Below are 15,735 nucleotides of genomic sequence, written 5' to 3' on the forward strand. Positions count from 1 at the left end.
ATGAATCGGAACGTTTGTATTGGGAAAGCTCTAAAACCGTGGCCAATTTTAGTTGACCACTACAAAGCATCATTCAACTTGCCACAAAAATCGCATTCAATGAGGTCATTAGTTTTGGTTCAACAGTTTAAGCAATTTAGTTTACGGCAACTCGCTTTGATCGGCTCAACAGTAACCGTTGCACTATTTCTATTGTGTTTTCTTGCCTTTAAAGCGCTGTGGACTTATGAACGTGCACTCCAAGCCTCACTAGATAGGCAGTTGTTTGAAGTTGAACGGATTAACACTGTGCTGGCGATGGAAGAGCTCGATTTACGAGCATCGCTCGAAGACTATGCCGCATGGAACGCAATGGCCGAACAGGTGATGTCACCTTCACAAGATTTTATCGATCAGAGTATTGGTCAGCATGCTTTTAAAACAAAAATGATTGATAGCATCATTATTTTTGACACTAACAGCAGCCCAGTTTGGACGGGCTATTTCGACGGCAGTGAGGTTGTCAATCAATCTTTTATGACCTTGGAAAATTCTCAAACTGTTGAACGGTTACTCGACAAAGTTAGCCAATCGAAAACCTCAGCCATTTCTTCTTATATCGATTACGTTTCTTATCAAAATGACGCTTACATGATCGCTTCGTCACGCATATGTAATAGTGACGCCATTCACTGTGAGTTTGGTTATCTCATTTTTATTCGTAAAATCAGACCAGAATTCATTGCACAACGCGCCATACTCAAGCAGCAGTCAAATATCGACGTAGTCACCGGAATTGCCAATCGGCGTTTTTTATATCATCAAGCTAAGCATTTTATCGATGACCTGGAATATCGATATATCGCGATTATTTTAATTGATATCGACTATTTCAAACCATTCAACGACAACTATGGGCATATGCAAGGTGATGGTGCGCTCACAGAAGTAGCACAGGCCCTTCAACAAACCGTGACCGAATATGAGCATATAGTCGGCCGCTATGGCGGAGAAGAGTTCTGCGCCATTTTGGCGGCAGACAAACCCGTTCAGTTGCAGCCTTACCTATCATTACTGGTCGAGAACGTACGCCAGCTCAATATTGAGCACCTCTACTCCTTATGTGATAACAAGGTAACCGTCAGTGCAGGTGCATCAACCGCTCATATTGAATCGTACTCTGAATTATCTCGTCTTTTTCAGCAGGCGGATGAGGCACTCTACCGAGCCAAACATCATGGCCGTAACTGTGCGGAAATTTATTCTAAACCTAACACCAAGGCCGTTTAACACTTTACTCTAGGGGAATTCCCCTTACAATTGACACAAATTTGTATATCAAGGTTGTCCTATGTCTATCCAATGGTTTCCGGGTCACATGCATAAAGCTCGGAAAGAGATTGAAGAAGCCATCCCACAAGTAGATGTCATTATAGAAGTACTTGACGCGCGTATTCCGTTTAGCAGCGAAAACCCGATGATTTCTGAACTTCGCGGCGATAAACCCGTTGTCAAAGTGCTCAACAAACGTGATCTTGCCGACCCTGAATTGACACAGCTTTGGATTGACCACTTAGAAAAAGAAAGCAATGTTAAAGCGATGGCTATCACGACATCAAACTTGCAAGAAGTTAATAAAATTCTTGAGCTTTGCCGTAAACTTGCCCCTCACCGTGAAGAGATTGGTAAGAACATTCGCACCATGATCATGGGTATTCCTAATGTCGGCAAATCAACAATTATTAATACACTCGCGGGCAGAACCATCGCGGTTACGGGTAACCAACCTGCAGTAACACGTCGTCAGCAGCGCATTAACCTGCAAAATGGCATCGTATTATCAGACACCCCGGGAATTTTGTGGCCTAAAGTAGAAAATCCGCATAGTGGCTTTCGTTTAGCCGCAACTGGCGCAGTAAAAGATACCGCAATGGAGTATGATGAAGTCGCCTTTTACACCGTCGAATATCTCGCTAAGGCTTACCCAGAGCGCCTAAAACAACGCTATGAAATAGAAACCCTGCCTGAAAGTGACATTGAATTGATGGAAGAAATTGGTCGCCGCCGCGGTGCATTACGCGCTGGTGGTCGAGTTGACCTACATAAATGCTCAGAGATCTTACTGCATGAACTGAGAAATGGCACCCTAGGCCAAATCACGCTTGAAGTACCAGAGATGATCACCCAAGAGCTGATTGAAGTCGAAATTGAGGCCACGCTCAAGGCTGAACAAAAAATCAAGAAAAAAGAAGAGCGCCGTAAGCGTTATCTTAGGAATAAACGCTAGTTTATTCACAGGGTGGCCATCGGCCGCCCTTTTTATTACCCTAAGACAATTTACCCTGAGACATTTTTCGCCTTAAGCGGATGTTTTGTTATAATATAACAAACTATCTCAGGGTTAAGTGTATGAAAACACCTACAAACATCATCACAGGTTTTCTTGGTACAGGTAAAACCACCGCAATTCTTAATGTATTGAAAGAAAAGCCAGCCGATCAAAATTGGGCGGTGTTGGTTAATGAATTTGGCGAAATTGGCATTGATGGTGCCATGATGAGCGAACACGGTGCTTTGATTAAAGAGGTCCCAGGAGGCTGCATGTGCTGTGCGGCTGGGGTACCGATGTCAGTTGCGATAACGGCATTACTGCGCACCAACCCTGACCGATTGATCGTTGAACCAACCGGACTCGGTCATGCTGACAAAATACTGGCCACCCTATCTTCGACACAGTTTGAGCCCTACATCGATTTAAAAGCGACAATCTGCTTGGTCGATCCGCGTAACTTGTCTAATCCTAAATACTTAGGCAATCAAAATTTTAACGACCAATTGGCGATTGCAGATATTGTGATTGGCAATAAAGTCGATGAGTGCCATGTCAGTGATATTGATGCTTTCAATGATTGGGTTACCGACCAAACCCCAGCCAAACTATACAGTCAGCTGGTTAAACAAGGACGATTTCCAATTGAATTACTTGACAATCCAGGCCGCCATCAAGTTAAACAATCATCGTCACACCAGCATCAACACGCCGAGGTGGAACCCCAGTTTCAATTGCCTCCAAACAAACTCTACATTCGAAAAGAAAATCAGGGACAGGGTTATTACAGCTGCGGCTGGATCTTTGGTTCAGAAGTCAGCTTTGATTTTGATGACATATTTTCGATGTTGTCAGATCTTAACGCTGAACGAGTCAAAGGCGTACTCAATACCAACAATGGCTGCTTTGCCTTCAATGTCAGTAATAAAGTAGTGTCGGTCAACCAGATGTCGCTTGAAGGGTTTGAAAGTCGTTTAGAGGTGATCGATAGCCAGCTGCTACCTTGGGATCAACTGGAAATGATATTGAAGCAGATTGCAAGTTTAGAATAGACACAAACCTATAGACGACAAGAGGCGCACTTAAAGTGCGCCCTATCCCTCGTACTCAATCGTGAGTCTGCGAATCAGGATGTCATTTGGCATCGACCTGATAATAAACGAGGCTTTCAATTGTTGTTTGAATCCATCCAAATTGTAGGTAAGACGATAATTCCTCCATGCGGGTCGGTTCAGATTGTCTTACCCTTTAACTATGGTTCAGAACCAATAATATGCAAGGTGCCATCTTACTTTTTGATGCGATTTTTTGTGACCGATATCTATAATCCCCACTAACCTCGCTCTGCTTGTTCTCTCATAATTGAAAATCAATATTCCAATCTTATCGCTATAGTTCACTTTAAACGGGCGTATAATTTTGACTTCAAACCCAAGCGAACCACATATCATGGAGCTTATTCTTTTATGACTAAGAGAGAGAAGTTAAAACAATCGTTATTGGCTAAGGTGCCCAAAGACGCCATTAATCAATTTCTCTCCAAGGATAAAACTCCGATTTCCGTATTGTTCTTGTCCTTGATCGTCGGCTTGTTAGCAGGCTTAGTCGGTACCTACTTTGAAATAGCCGTTCACTTTGTCTCGCAAACGCGCACAGAATGGTTAAAAAGTGAAATCGGCGCCCTGCTACCTTTATGGCTTGCCGCGTTTCTCATTAGCGCCATGCTCGCTTTTGTTGGCTATTTCCTTGTACACCGCTTTGCCCCTGAAGCCTCTGGTTCTGGCATTCCCGAGATAGAAGGGGCGATGGATGGCATCCGTCCCATACGTTGGTGGCGCGTGATTCCGGTTAAATTCTTTGGTGGTATGGGAGCGTTAGGTTCCGGCATGGTTTTGGGGCGTGAAGGTCCTACAGTGCAAATGGGCGGAGCTATAGGTCGTATGGTGACTGATATCTTTAAGATCAAAAATGACGATACGCGCCACTCTCTATTAGCCTCGGGAGCAGCTGGTGGCCTTGCCGCAGCGTTTAACGCCCCGTTAGCAGGGATCATGTTTGTCGTTGAAGAAATGCGCCCACAATTTCGCTATTCACTTATTTCACTGCGAGCCGTGATCGTTTCTGCTGTTTCCGCCAATATTGTATTTCGATATATCAACGGTCAGGATGCAGTCATTACCATGCCGCAATATCAAGCGCCTGAGCTCGCGACTTTGTGGTTATTTTTGCTGCTCGGTGCACTATTTGGTGTTTTTGGTGTGCTATTTAATCAACTCGTGACGCTGTCGCAAGATATGTTGGTTAGATTCCATCGTCATGATAAAAAACGATACTTATTGATGGGTTCTGTGATTGGTGGCTGCTTTGGGCTAATGCTGCTTTATTTTCCTGAAGTGAGCGGAGGTGGTATTTCACTCATCCCAACCATCACCAACGGTGGTTACAGTGCCCCGGTACTGCTTATGCTATTTTTAGCCCGTATCGTAACCACGATGATCTGTTTTGGTTCTGGTGCTCCCGGTGGAATATTCGCCCCAATGCTGGCGCTCGGTACCTTATTCGGCTACGCCTTTGGATTAATCGCCCAAGGCCTATTTCCCGAGTTAGACATCACTCCAGGTATGTTTGCAATTGCTGGAATGGGCGCCCTTTTTGTTGCCACCGTGCGCGCACCTATCACAGGCATCTTACTAGTGATAGAAATGACCAACAATTACTATCTAATTTTGCCATTAATCATCACCAGTCTAGGCGCTGGTACCTTTGCTCAATTACTTGGCGGTCAGCCAATCTATAGTCAATTACTCCATAGAACATTGAAAAATGAGAAGCTAAGAAAAATAGATCTGCCAAGCAATCCAGAATGATATTTGCCACGCAACCGATTGGCTTGTTATTATCGCGTGCAAACGATTAACAACAATGGATTATACTGATCAAAAATAGAGTTTTTACTTTAATTGATCGGTTTAATAATGAGCTAAGGATTAGACTTGTTCAACTGGCGACGTTTCACTCAATTTCAGAGTGTCCCACCTTCTCAAGCAGGATTAGCGCTTGGTATGATTGGTCTTGGACATGCTTGGGCACTTTATATTCCTGAAATAGGTCAAACTATTCGCCCTTATATGGCTGGAATGGGTGCGTTACTGCTGCTACCCGTTCTAGTCAAGTACCTTAGTAATTACAGTCGCTTTATCACCGACATCCGTCACCCGCTTCGGGGCAGTTTAATGGCACCGATGAGTATGGCACTGCTGATTCTGAGTGACTATTTAGCGGTAATCTCGCCGATCATTGCATATCCAATATGGTTCGCCGCATTATTATTGCACCTGTCGATGATGACGCTATTTTTTACCTTTCAACTGCTCAATTTCAAAATGTCGAATATTGTACCAAGCTGGTTTCTATATCCCGTTGGGGTTATTAGTAGTTCATTGGCTGGTACTCAATTTGGTCACACGTTATTTTCTGAAACCTTAGTCATGGTCTGTATTACTATCTACTTTTTTATGCTGCCTCTGGTGCTTTACAGACTGGTTTTTGAAGGTATGCTGCCTAAACAAGCCAAGCCGACATTAGCTATCATGGCCGCGCCAGTTAACCTTACGCTTGCGACCTACTTGGTCAACTTTACCGAGCCTGATCCTATATTAACTGGTGCGCTAGCAGGTATAGCGATTACCATGACATTACTGATCTACTTATGTTATATCCGTTTAATGCGACTTAAATTCCAACCATCAATCGCAGCGGTCACCTTTCCATCAGTAATCAGTGCCATCGCGATGCATCGCCTAACCAACTTTTTTGGTAGCGAGTATCCACAATGGTATTGGTTACATAACTTTGGTTTGTTTGAGTTGTCGGTGGCGACTGGTTTAGTTCTTTGGGTAACCTTAGGCTACGTAAAAATGTACTGGCCGGAGGTTTTTACTCAAAATCCCATCGAATAAAACAATTGAAGTAATAAAAAACGGTATTTTTATTAACTAGTTAAGACTGGTTAAGCCTAGCTGTATAATGTTTGTACGGACACCATTGATATTTTTATTTGTAACTATACACGCAAACACTAAATGATCGACTCGTAATATTATCAAAACTGATTCATATATTCTCTGTCAACTGGCAATGACTTCAAAAAAGGATATATGAAAATGAATAAACTAAATAACTATTCAACCCTACCTCGCTTCGTTAATGACAAATTAAATTATTATCTCAATGACTTAATTTACTCAAATAATAATAAACATCACCTCGTTTTAGGCGCAGTACCCATCGAAAAAGATCTGGTTATTCAAAGTAATGACTATTTAGACTTATCGAATAATCCAGAAATTATAGAACACCACATAAACGCTATTCGCAAACGGAAAAATAGCCCGTTTATGTCTGGTATCTTTTTACAAAATGAAACAGCTAAACCACAAGTCGAGATCCAATTGGCTAAATACACAGGATTCCAATCTTGTTTGTTATCCCAATCAGGTTGGGCTGCGAACCTAGCATTACTACAAACCATTTGTGATAGTTCTACTCAGATCTATGTCGATTTTTTTGCCCATATGTCATTGTGGGAAGGGGCTCGGATCGCAGGTGCCGATATCCACCCTTTTATGCACAATAATGTAAAGCATTTAAATAAACAGATTAAACGCCATGGCCCTGGTATTGTCTTAGTTGATTCGATTTACAGCACGATAGGTACCATCGCTCCCCTTGCCGACCTTATCGCCGTGGCGAAAGAGAACGGTTGTGCAATTTTAGTTGATGAATCTCATTCACTTGGCACTCACGGGGAACAAGGACGCGGATTACTTCATCAGCAAAACCTAACCCACTTAGTCGACTTTATGACCGCAAGTTTAGCCAAGACGTTTGCCTATCGTGCCGGTGCAATTTGGTGTAACAATCAAGCCGATAAATGCATTCCTTTTGTCGCCTATCCCGCTATATTTAGCTCAGCGATGTTGCCGTATGAACTCGACAGACTAGACAAAACCCTCGAAGTGATACAACGCAGTGATGACAAGCGTCGGCGCCTAGAAGAAATCAGTCACTATATTAAAATGGAGTTAATTGATATCGGCATTAGCGTACGCAGTCATTCACAAATAATTGCCTTAGAAACAGGAGATGAAAGAAACACTGAGAAAGTGAGAGATTACTTGGAGTCAAATGGTATATTTGGTGCGGTGTTTTGTCGCCCAGCAACACCTCGCAATAAAAATATCATTCGCTTTTCACTCAATAGTTCAATCACTGATGACCAAGTTGATAAGTTAATTAACGTATGCCGCCAGGCTTATAAAAATAAAAACTTATATATTTTGTAATATAAAAAGCCCACCTTGTGGGCTTTTTATATCCAGTTAGCAATTTTATCAAGTAATAAACTGGTATCTGCAGGTTTAACAATAAAGTCATTCATACCGACTTGTTGGATTTTTTTTATCGTTTCTGAGCTCGAATCGCCGGTATAAGCCAATATGGGGACATTTGAATACGTTGCTTGTGACTGGCGGATTGACTCAGTCGCTTGCAGGCCATCGATTAAAGGCATTTCGAGATCCATGATGATTAAATCCACTTGGTGTTCTGTTATTACGCTAAGTACTTCCTTCCCATCCCCCGCTTGCAATACATCAAGGCCTTGTTGCTCGAGTAAAATGGCGGTGTAAGTTCTCAATGAGTGGTTATCGTCAGCCAATAAGATGGTTTTCCCTGTCACTGCACGCTTACGCGGTAAAAGATTTCGATTTGTACTCGGAGTTTCAAACAGCAATTCATCTAATATTGCCCCCGTTTTAAGTAAAAAGGTATGTACCTCAACTGGATACACGGTTAAGTGGCGTTCAATATCATTGTGATAGCGATTTTGCTGATTAAACAGAAATACGATCCGCCCTTCAGTGAAATGCAGTTTACTCTCAAGCTCGTGTAAGGCGTCTGGCTTCTCTATCGCCTCGTCTAGATTGATGATGATGAGATCAAATTCAAATTCATACTCTTGTTTATTGCGCGCCGCTTCCAGTGCTAATTGACGTAGACGAAAACCGCGATAAAAAGCTTCTTCATTGATTAGGCGAAATGGTTTGCTCTGGCCGCCAATATAAAGCACAGATTTTGATTTCATGATATCGGCTTTAATGTTAGCCACTTCTTTTGAATTGTACTGAGGAAAACGCAGTGTAAACTCCGTCCATTGACCGACTTCAGAACGACAGCTTATCTGTCCGCCTAAGGCAACCATGACTTTACGACAAAAAGGCAAGCCCAGACCATAACTGCCTGTTTTACCAAAGGTATAGAAATCTTCAAATACATTATCGAGCACATCTGGCTCAATGCCAACACCATTATCAGTAAACACCAATTCATTGTGCTGTTCAAAACACCTCAGTTCGACTGATATTTTAAACTCGCTATCGTTTTGGTAGTAAAAGGCATTTTTGAGCAAGTTGTACAACGCGTATTTTATTAACGCATCACTACCAAAAAAAACAAAGTCATCTCCGGGCAATAAGCTAACAGCCTGTTTGTCTTTGCCACTCTTATACGCAAAACTTCGCAATGATCCTTCCACAACATGACGAATAGAGTGCTTCTTAAACGTATTTCTTGAGACTCGATTTTCATCAATTGAAGTCAGTAGCAAGTCAATGGTTTCATTACCAGTACGAATGACTTCATCGGCATCAGTCAGAATTTCTCGCGCAATGGCTACCTCCTGATCGGTTAACTTGTAACTCGCAGCATGAGTGTTATTCAGTGGTGGCAGCAAGGAGTCAAGTACGTCTAAAGACGATTTAAGTGCACTGAGAGGGTTGCGCATTTCATGAGCAATACCTGCACCAAATGATTTAGCGAGCGACACTTTAACCTCATGACCCGCTTGATTGCGAAAATAAAATAAATTGCCAAAAACATAGGTAAACAAAAAAATCGGAATGTAGGGTAAAACCATTTGTTGCTGAACGACTTCTATGTCAAAACCATAAACGATGAAGTAGGCAGCGGTAATCGCAACGACTGCCTGAGAAAGCATCAAACGTGTTTGGTGGATCAGTAGGACATGTAAGAAGATCGAGGTCATAAAAGACATTACCCAAATCGTTGACCATCCATTCATAAACATCATGAAGCTAAAGAAAAATGGTAAGCAAATACCGATAGAGACAAAGTAATATTCAGCTAAATACCGTTGTAAAAACTTAGGCAGATAGAGTCGCAGAGCAATACCCGCAAACAGCACAGAACATGCTATACGCAGGGTAAGATTCTCATACGTCTGAGGAAACAGTTCACTCCAAATAAAATAATAAGTAGGAAAACCAATTAGCCCCATCCACCCAACCAAAGTGAGGTTGGGCTCAGCATATTGATAGACCTTACGAATTGAGTCTAGAATTGCGTCCATTCACTCCCTTACCGCGCAATTACAGCCCCGGTAGTTATTTTAAACTTCATCGTGTTCATTAAGTTTTAGCACATTTTATCTAAAGCCTACGCTCAGTAGAGCATTGACACTTTGTTTATGTGACCACTAGCTGAATTGTGCTTCCTACTCGACTCGAAAAAACATCGATCCTTTGTGACATCTGCTCTTTAAGTTCACTGACATGCGAAATGATGCCGATCATTCTTCCAGATTGCTGTAAGTCGACCAACGTCTGGATGGCCAGATCCAGTGACTCAGGGTCCAAACTGCCAAAGCCTTCATCTATAAACAAGGTATCAAGGCGAATACCTCCGCTGTATGACTGCACCACATCAGAAAGCCCAAGCGCCAGCGCCAGTGCTGCCATAAAAGATTCACCGCCCGATAACGTGGCGACATCGCGCGCTTTACCCGTGTAACCATCCTCAACACTCAAGTCTAGGCCTCGGCCTGCCGCCCCTTTAAATCCATCCGTTTTACGCACCAGTTGATAACGACCTTTACTCATCAATAACAAACGTTGCGAGGCCTGAATAAGCACATCATCGAGCAATACACCGAGCACAAACCGATGCAAACTGACGCGACTGCCTGTTTTACCACTGGTCACATCATATAAAGTACCATAAACCTTATATTGCGCCTCAAGTTGGCTGTTCTTGTCATGCAAACGCGCAATGTCTTGCTGTACTTTTTCAACACGTTGATACTCAGAATAGACACTATCAAGCTTGTTACGTAAAATTTGGTACTCAGCATTGGCCGTGGTCAACTCTGTCTCGATTGCGCCTAATTGTGGTTTGTCGACCTGTTTTAACTGTTCGGCTAGATCTGCGATAGTTTGCTCTATCTTGGTCGTCTGCTGGTTATAGTCATTAAGCGTCTTCTGCCACTGCTCTAGCTGTTCATCTGACGTTTTGCCTTCAATAAACTGTTGTTCGTTGTCGAGTGTCGACTCGGCAAGTTCTGCCTGCCACTGTTGTTCGATTAAGCTCAACTGATGCGCCGCTTTGTGGAGAAGTTCACGATTTGTTTTGGCTTGACTCTCAATGTCAGCAATAACAAGATCCGCTTGTTTACTGGCCTGCTGCGCCGTCTCTAACGCCAGCTTAAGCTGCTCGATTTTCTGGTAGTTTTGCTGATAATACTGCTGCACAACCTCTAACGAGGTGTACTTAACATCGTAACTAGAAATTAACTTTTGTAATTGCTGCTTTTGCACCGTCAGTGCAGAGTTATTTGCCAACTCTTGCTCTTTAAGCTGGCTAATTTTCTCTTCGCCGTTAATACAACGTTGGTTTAACTCAACAACTAATTTTTCCATGGCGTCTAAATCAATTAACGACAGAGATTCAAGTTTTTGCTTTTGCTGATTGATCACTTCTGACAAGGACTTGATGTCACTACTCGCATGATGACCAAGATCCTGTTGTGCTTGCGCAATTAATTTAGATTGCTGAGCTATCGCGTGTTGATGCTGTTCAAGGCTATTACTGGCGCGATTATACGCATCTAGCGCAGCACGTTCTTGCTCGCGTGCCTGTTGCACTGCTTGTTTCGAGATTTGTTGATCGACACTTGGCGCCGGAGCGGGATGTTCGCAACTACCGCACACTGGGCACGCAAGCCCAGCTTGTAATTTCTGCGCCAAAATAGACGCTTGCGCGCTATGCCAGTTCATCTCAAGTTGATTGGCGTGTTGCTGACTAGCGCTTAACGCCTTACTGGCTTGATCTAATGTTGTGCGCTTACTATCGGTTTGTGACTCAAGCGTAACGAGTTCCACTTTAAGCTTGTCGAGTTTGCTCAAGTCAGACAGTACACGTTGATTGCCAATCAGTTCAGCTTCAAGTGACGCCTTCTGCGTAACATCTTTACGTGCTTGTTCCAGTTTCTTGGCACCACTTTCAGCATCAACAGCCAACTGATCTTTTAACGCTTGATACTTTACCAACTTGTTCGTTAAATCAGTCTTGTTCGCTTCTAACTGATTAACTTGCTGTTCGAGTTCTGCTTTCTCACCCAGTCTTACTTTCACTTGCTCAAGTTGGTAGCCTTGCTCTGTCAGTGATGTCAATTGTTCAACGTTTTTCTGTGCAATGTCTAATTGTTGCAGGCTACTTTTTCGTTGTTGTTCAGCTTCAGTTTGACGTTGTTCAATAGTGGCGATGTTACTTTTAAACTCAGCATGCTGCTTTAACGCGCTTTGCAAACTGGAATAAGTTACAGCCAACTTTCTGGCTTGAAGAGCGATCTGAATCTTCCCACTCAGCGCATCAATGGCAGGACGATTACTTTGATGAGTCAGCAAACTTGCTTTACTTGCCTCTAGCTTAGTAAATTGTTCGATTACTGCTTGCGCTTTTTGCAACTTACTCTGAACAAGATTGACGTTATCTCTTTGGGCCTGCTCGCCTGCTTTCGCCTCTTCGAGATCTTGAGCTAATTGCGTATGTCGCTCGGCAAGCGCATGCTCACTATTTACTTCAGCCACCTGCAGCGCGCCGCGAATTTGGTTGTCAAACTCATCTTTCGCTTTACTGATAGCACTTGCTTTATCTTTCAGCGCGTATTCAATCTTTTTATACACATCGGTTTGAAACAGTTGGCCAAATATCGCTTCTCGCTCTTTTGAACTCGCCAGTAACAGTTCGCGAAACTTGCCTTGAGGAAGTACCATCACCTGACGGAATTGGGTTTCGTTAAGCCCTAACAGTGCCGTCACTTCCCCTTTTACCTGCGCAGTTTTACTGGTGATAAGTTTTTCTTCACCATCAATCTGATATAGCGCGGCGGTGTGTTTGCGCGTTGTGGTGCCCTCACCACGCGCTTTCGGTGCTTGCTGCTCTGGCGCACGCTTAACCCGATAGAGCTTATTATTGAGTACGAATTCCAACTCAACTTCCGTTGCGACATCAAGTGCCGCTTGGTCGCAGCGCATTTGTATACCTTGCCGCTCATTACTGGTGGTTTCACCGTACAACGCGAAACAGATCGCATCGAGAATAGAGGTTTTTCCTGAGCCTGTTGGTCCATTAATCAAAAACAGCGGATGGCTACCTAGTTGGGTAAAATCAATCACTTCTGTCGTGGCAAAAGGGCCAAATGCTTGAATGGTTAATTTGGTCGGTTTCATTGCTCGCCCTTATTGCTGATTGAGCTGTTTAATGATGTCGAGAATGGCTTGATCTTGCTCATCACTCAGCGGTGTATCTTGCGCTTCAAGGAAAAAGTCACGGAACATATCAACTTCACTACGAGCCAGTTTAGCCGCCGCCATTTGTTGCTCAACGCCAATCAACATGCCCGGTTTTTCTAGATGTAACACATTAGGGTAGCTGACCCGAAGCTTTTCCATTGGGTTTAAAATCGCGTGCTTATCAAGTAACCGCACTAACAGATAATCGTGGTTATTTGGGTCCGTTTTGCCTTGTTCAACAATCGATTCCAGTTCCGCTTCGATAATCCGCATTTGATGGGGCGCGGCCAAATCAATGTGGGTCGCATTTAAAAACCCCGCTTTACCAAACTCAACTAGCGTCATGCCCTTTTTCTGATGTTGCTCAGAGAAGCTGTATTTCATCAGCGAACCAGAATAACGGATATAATCTGCGCCTTTTTTCTGCGGTTGATGAAGATGCCCGAGCGCGACGTAATCGAACGGGATGAAATGCTCATGACTGACGCGATCTGAGCCGCCGATAGACAACGGACGTTCTGACTCCGATTCAATCGCTCCGTCAACAAAGCAGTGACTGATCAACACGTTGCGCTGCCGAGGTTTAAATTGCTGTTGAATTTGCTGCGAAAGGTATTGATGCGCTTGATCGTGCGTCGAAACTGACTGTTTAAAATGATGGCGAACTAACTCAGGATCGTTATAAGGCATGCCATAAAAGGCAACGGGCCCGAGATCCGACTCAATCACCACTGGCTGCAACATCTGCTCAAAATTACTGATAATATGCAGCCCTGCGGTTTTCATACGTCCCGAACCAAAGCCAAGACGCTGCGCACCATCGTGATTACCAGGAATAAGAATGATAGGCACGCCAAGCTCACCACAGACACGATCAACAAAATCATTCATCACTTCAATCGCAGCTGTTGGCGGAACGGAGCGATCATACAGGTCGCCTGCAATTACCATCGCATCCACTCGGTTAGCCTTGAGGTAATCAATGATCTGCTCAAGCACCACTTTTTGGTCTTCTAGCAGAGAGACGTTATGAAATTGACGGCCTAAGTGCCAATCAGAGGTATGAAGAAACTTCATGCAAACCCTTTATCATTCTTATGCTTTGCCCGATATAATACTGACTTCTCAACAATTTTCTTGTAGCGAATTGAGTAATGCAGAATATAGTGACTGTTTTTGCTCGCGTGAGCTCACATCGTGTTCGAGAAACAAAAACCGCGCCTGACGCGCGATTTCATCACTTTGCCTTATCTTATATAGAAGAAAATTATTGCCCTTTGCGCTGGCAGTATTCAATCGCTTCACTAAGTAATTCCAGAGCAGATTTATCGCACTCAGGTAATTTAGCTTCACTGTAGCCTAGTGGGGTCACGCGCTCGCCCCACTTAATGTGCCCGGCTCCCCATGTAAGACCCGCACCAAAGGCTGCCAACAATAAGTTATCGCCAGGCTTAACAAAACCTTGCTCAAGCGATTCACACAGCGCAATCGGCACGGTTGCTGCCGACGTGTTACCGTAATGATGGATGTTAACAAAGGCTTTATCTTGGCTAATACCAGCTAGGTCGCATAAGGTTTGAATAATCCGGATATTCGCTTGATGGGGAATCACCACATCAACGTCATCAGTAGACAACTCGCTGCGCGTTAACACGCTATGTGCCGCAGCGCCCATCCCTTTCACGGCGCGCTTAAAGATCTCTTTGCCGACAAAGTTAAAGTCCCAGTAGCCGTTCTCTGCTGCAAAACGATCCATTGAGGTGCCAAATTTCGGCACTGATAAAATATCTCGCCCTTTTGAATCACAGCCCAATTGTGCTTGTTGCAGTCCAACTTGTTGTTCTGTGCGGCTCAAAACCACGGCGCCAGCACCATCACCAAACAAAACGGCCGTATCACGCATCGTCCAGTCAATAAAGAACGACAATCGCTCCGCGCCAACAACAACTGCATTTTGATAGTTACCAGCCTGCATCAAGCGCGTGGCAGTTTCTAAACCATAAACAAAACCAGTACAAGCAGCGTTTAAATCAAAAGCTGCTGCCGCTTTGATGCCAAGATTTTGCGATACTTTAGACGCAATATTAGGGATTAAAGAGTCCGGTGAGCAGGTGGCGATGATAATAAGATCGATTTCATCGGCCGTTTTACCCGCACACGCCAAAGCATGCTTGACCGCGACGGTTGCCATATCTGAAGTATCAACATGGCTGATTCGACGGTTTTCGATCCCAGTTCGGGTTCGAATCCACTCATCCGATGTATCAAGAAAAGTACTTAAGTCCTCGTTTGAGAGCTTGGTTGGCGGTAGGCATTTCCCCCAACCGACAATTTCTGCATAGAAATTTTTCATTCTGAGCCTATGAATTCATTATTTGTTATTTGTATCACTTGTATGGATAATAACTAACAAATCAGGGTAAAGTGAGACCCAGACTTTAGCTGCAACTAAAGTTCTCTATCTGATAGTTCGATTGAATTGTGGCTCCTCTATTGAGAGACCGATAACAAGAGCGAACGTCAGATAGAACTCCAAGCACCACACTCGAATAGTCTTCTGGGTCTCGAACCCGCATTTAGCAAGCAAGAGTTAGCTTATTATGAATACAAATACACTGCAAAACATTAATGTTGGCGTTGATACCGGTAAGTCACAGTTGGACATCTACATCCGTCCTCTTGATATCTATTTTAATGTCTCCAATGATGAAAAAGGCATTAAACAAGCCATCAAAACCATTAAAAAGTACCAGCCTGAACGTGTAGTCATCGAAGCCA

General features: G+C 43.6%; 10 protein-coding genes and 1 pseudogene. 7 read left to right on the plus strand and 4 right to left on the minus strand.

Translation table 11 applies throughout. The features are described from left to right. The 6 genes from CDZ87_RS16130 to cqsA form a co-directional block, all read left to right on the plus strand. Positions 1–1,269: GGDEF domain-containing protein (locus CDZ87_RS16130; protein ID WP_245834747.1), on the plus strand; the 1,269-nt coding region annotated here is incomplete at its 5' end. A gap of 61 nt (positions 1,270–1,330) precedes the next feature. After that, complete coding sequence (ylqF, locus tag CDZ87_RS16135) at positions 1,331–2,266, plus strand: ribosome biogenesis GTPase YlqF (protein WP_100754440.1); 936 nt, start codon at positions 1,331–1,333, stop codon at positions 2,264–2,266. Between the two features lie 122 nt (positions 2,267–2,388). Further along, positions 2,389–3,360, plus strand: a complete 972-nt coding sequence (locus tag CDZ87_RS16140; protein ID WP_100754441.1) for a CobW family GTP-binding protein — start codon at positions 2,389–2,391, stop codon at positions 3,358–3,360. A 414-nt stretch (positions 3,361–3,774) separates the two neighbouring features. Then, on the plus strand, positions 3,775–5,175 hold the full coding sequence (clcA, locus tag CDZ87_RS16150; RefSeq protein WP_100754443.1) for a H(+)/Cl(-) exchange transporter ClcA: 1,401 nt from the start codon (positions 3,775–3,777) through the stop codon (positions 5,173–5,175). A gap of 126 nt (positions 5,176–5,301) precedes the next feature. Beyond that, on the plus strand, positions 5,302–6,267 hold the full coding sequence (locus tag CDZ87_RS16155) for a TDT family transporter (protein ID WP_100754444.1): 966 nt from the start codon (positions 5,302–5,304) through the stop codon (positions 6,265–6,267). 198 nt (positions 6,268–6,465) lie between these two features. Beyond that, positions 6,466–7,653, plus strand: a complete 1,188-nt coding sequence (cqsA, locus tag CDZ87_RS16160; protein ID WP_100754445.1) for an alpha-hydroxyketone-type quorum-sensing autoinducer synthase — start codon at positions 6,466–6,468, stop codon at positions 7,651–7,653. 26 nt (positions 7,654–7,679) lie between these two features. Here cqsA and CDZ87_RS16165 read toward each other — a convergent pair whose 3' ends face one another. The 4 genes from CDZ87_RS16165 to CDZ87_RS16180 form a co-directional block, all read right to left on the minus strand. Further along, positions 7,680–9,737: a hybrid sensor histidine kinase/response regulator gene (locus CDZ87_RS16165; protein ID WP_100754446.1), complete on the minus strand. Its 2,058-nt coding sequence runs from the start codon at positions 9,735–9,737 to the stop codon at positions 7,680–7,682. 115 nt (positions 9,738–9,852) lie between these two features. Next, positions 9,853–12,894, minus strand: a complete 3,042-nt coding sequence (locus tag CDZ87_RS16170) for an AAA family ATPase (protein ID WP_100754447.1) — start codon at positions 12,892–12,894, stop codon at positions 9,853–9,855. A 9-nt stretch (positions 12,895–12,903) separates the two neighbouring features. Further along, entirely contained in the window at positions 12,904–14,034 is a 1,131-nt protein-coding gene (locus tag CDZ87_RS16175) for an exonuclease SbcCD subunit D (protein ID WP_100754448.1), read from the minus strand. Between the two features lie 190 nt (positions 14,035–14,224). Continuing rightward, a complete protein-coding gene (locus tag CDZ87_RS16180; RefSeq protein WP_100754449.1) occupies positions 14,225–15,310 on the minus strand; it encodes a ketoacyl-ACP synthase III in 1,086 nt (361 codons plus the stop codon). 247 nt (positions 15,311–15,557) lie between these two features. On the opposite strand from CDZ87_RS16180, the pseudogene CDZ87_RS16185 reads away from it, so the two are divergent. After that, a pseudogene (locus tag CDZ87_RS16185) lies at positions 15,558–15,735 on the plus strand (IS110 family transposase); the annotation flags it as partial.

The organism is Vibrio salilacus (assembly GCF_002811245.1).
In the GTDB taxonomy this organism is placed as follows: domain Bacteria; phylum Pseudomonadota; class Gammaproteobacteria; order Enterobacterales; family Vibrionaceae; genus Vibrio; species Vibrio salilacus.

What these genes read in the sequence shown, in the direction of transcription:
- ylqF (WP_100754440.1), top strand. Translation starts at nt 1,331, where the DNA reads ATGTCTATCCAATGGTTTCCGGGTCACATGCATAAAGCTCGGAAAGAG.
- CDZ87_RS16140 (WP_100754441.1), top strand. Translation starts at nt 2,389, where the DNA reads ATGAAAACACCTACAAACATCATCACAGGTTTTCTTGGTACAGGTAAA.
- clcA (WP_100754443.1), top strand. Translation starts at nt 3,775, where the DNA reads ATGACTAAGAGAGAGAAGTTAAAACAATCGTTATTGGCTAAGGTGCCC.
- cqsA (WP_100754445.1), top strand. Translation starts at nt 6,466, where the DNA reads ATGAAAATGAATAAACTAAATAACTATTCAACCCTACCTCGCTTCGTT.
- CDZ87_RS16165 (WP_100754446.1), bottom strand. Translation starts at nt 9,737, where the DNA reads ATGGACGCAATTCTAGACTCAATTCGTAAGGTCTATCAATATGCTGAG.
- CDZ87_RS16170 (WP_100754447.1), bottom strand. Translation starts at nt 12,894, where the DNA reads ATGAAACCGACCAAATTAACCATTCAAGCATTTGGCCCTTTTGCCACG.
- CDZ87_RS16175 (WP_100754448.1), bottom strand. Translation starts at nt 14,034, where the DNA reads ATGAAGTTTCTTCATACCTCTGATTGGCACTTAGGCCGTCAATTTCAT.
- CDZ87_RS16180 (WP_100754449.1), bottom strand. Translation starts at nt 15,310, where the DNA reads ATGAAAAATTTCTATGCAGAAATTGTCGGTTGGGGGAAATGCCTACCG.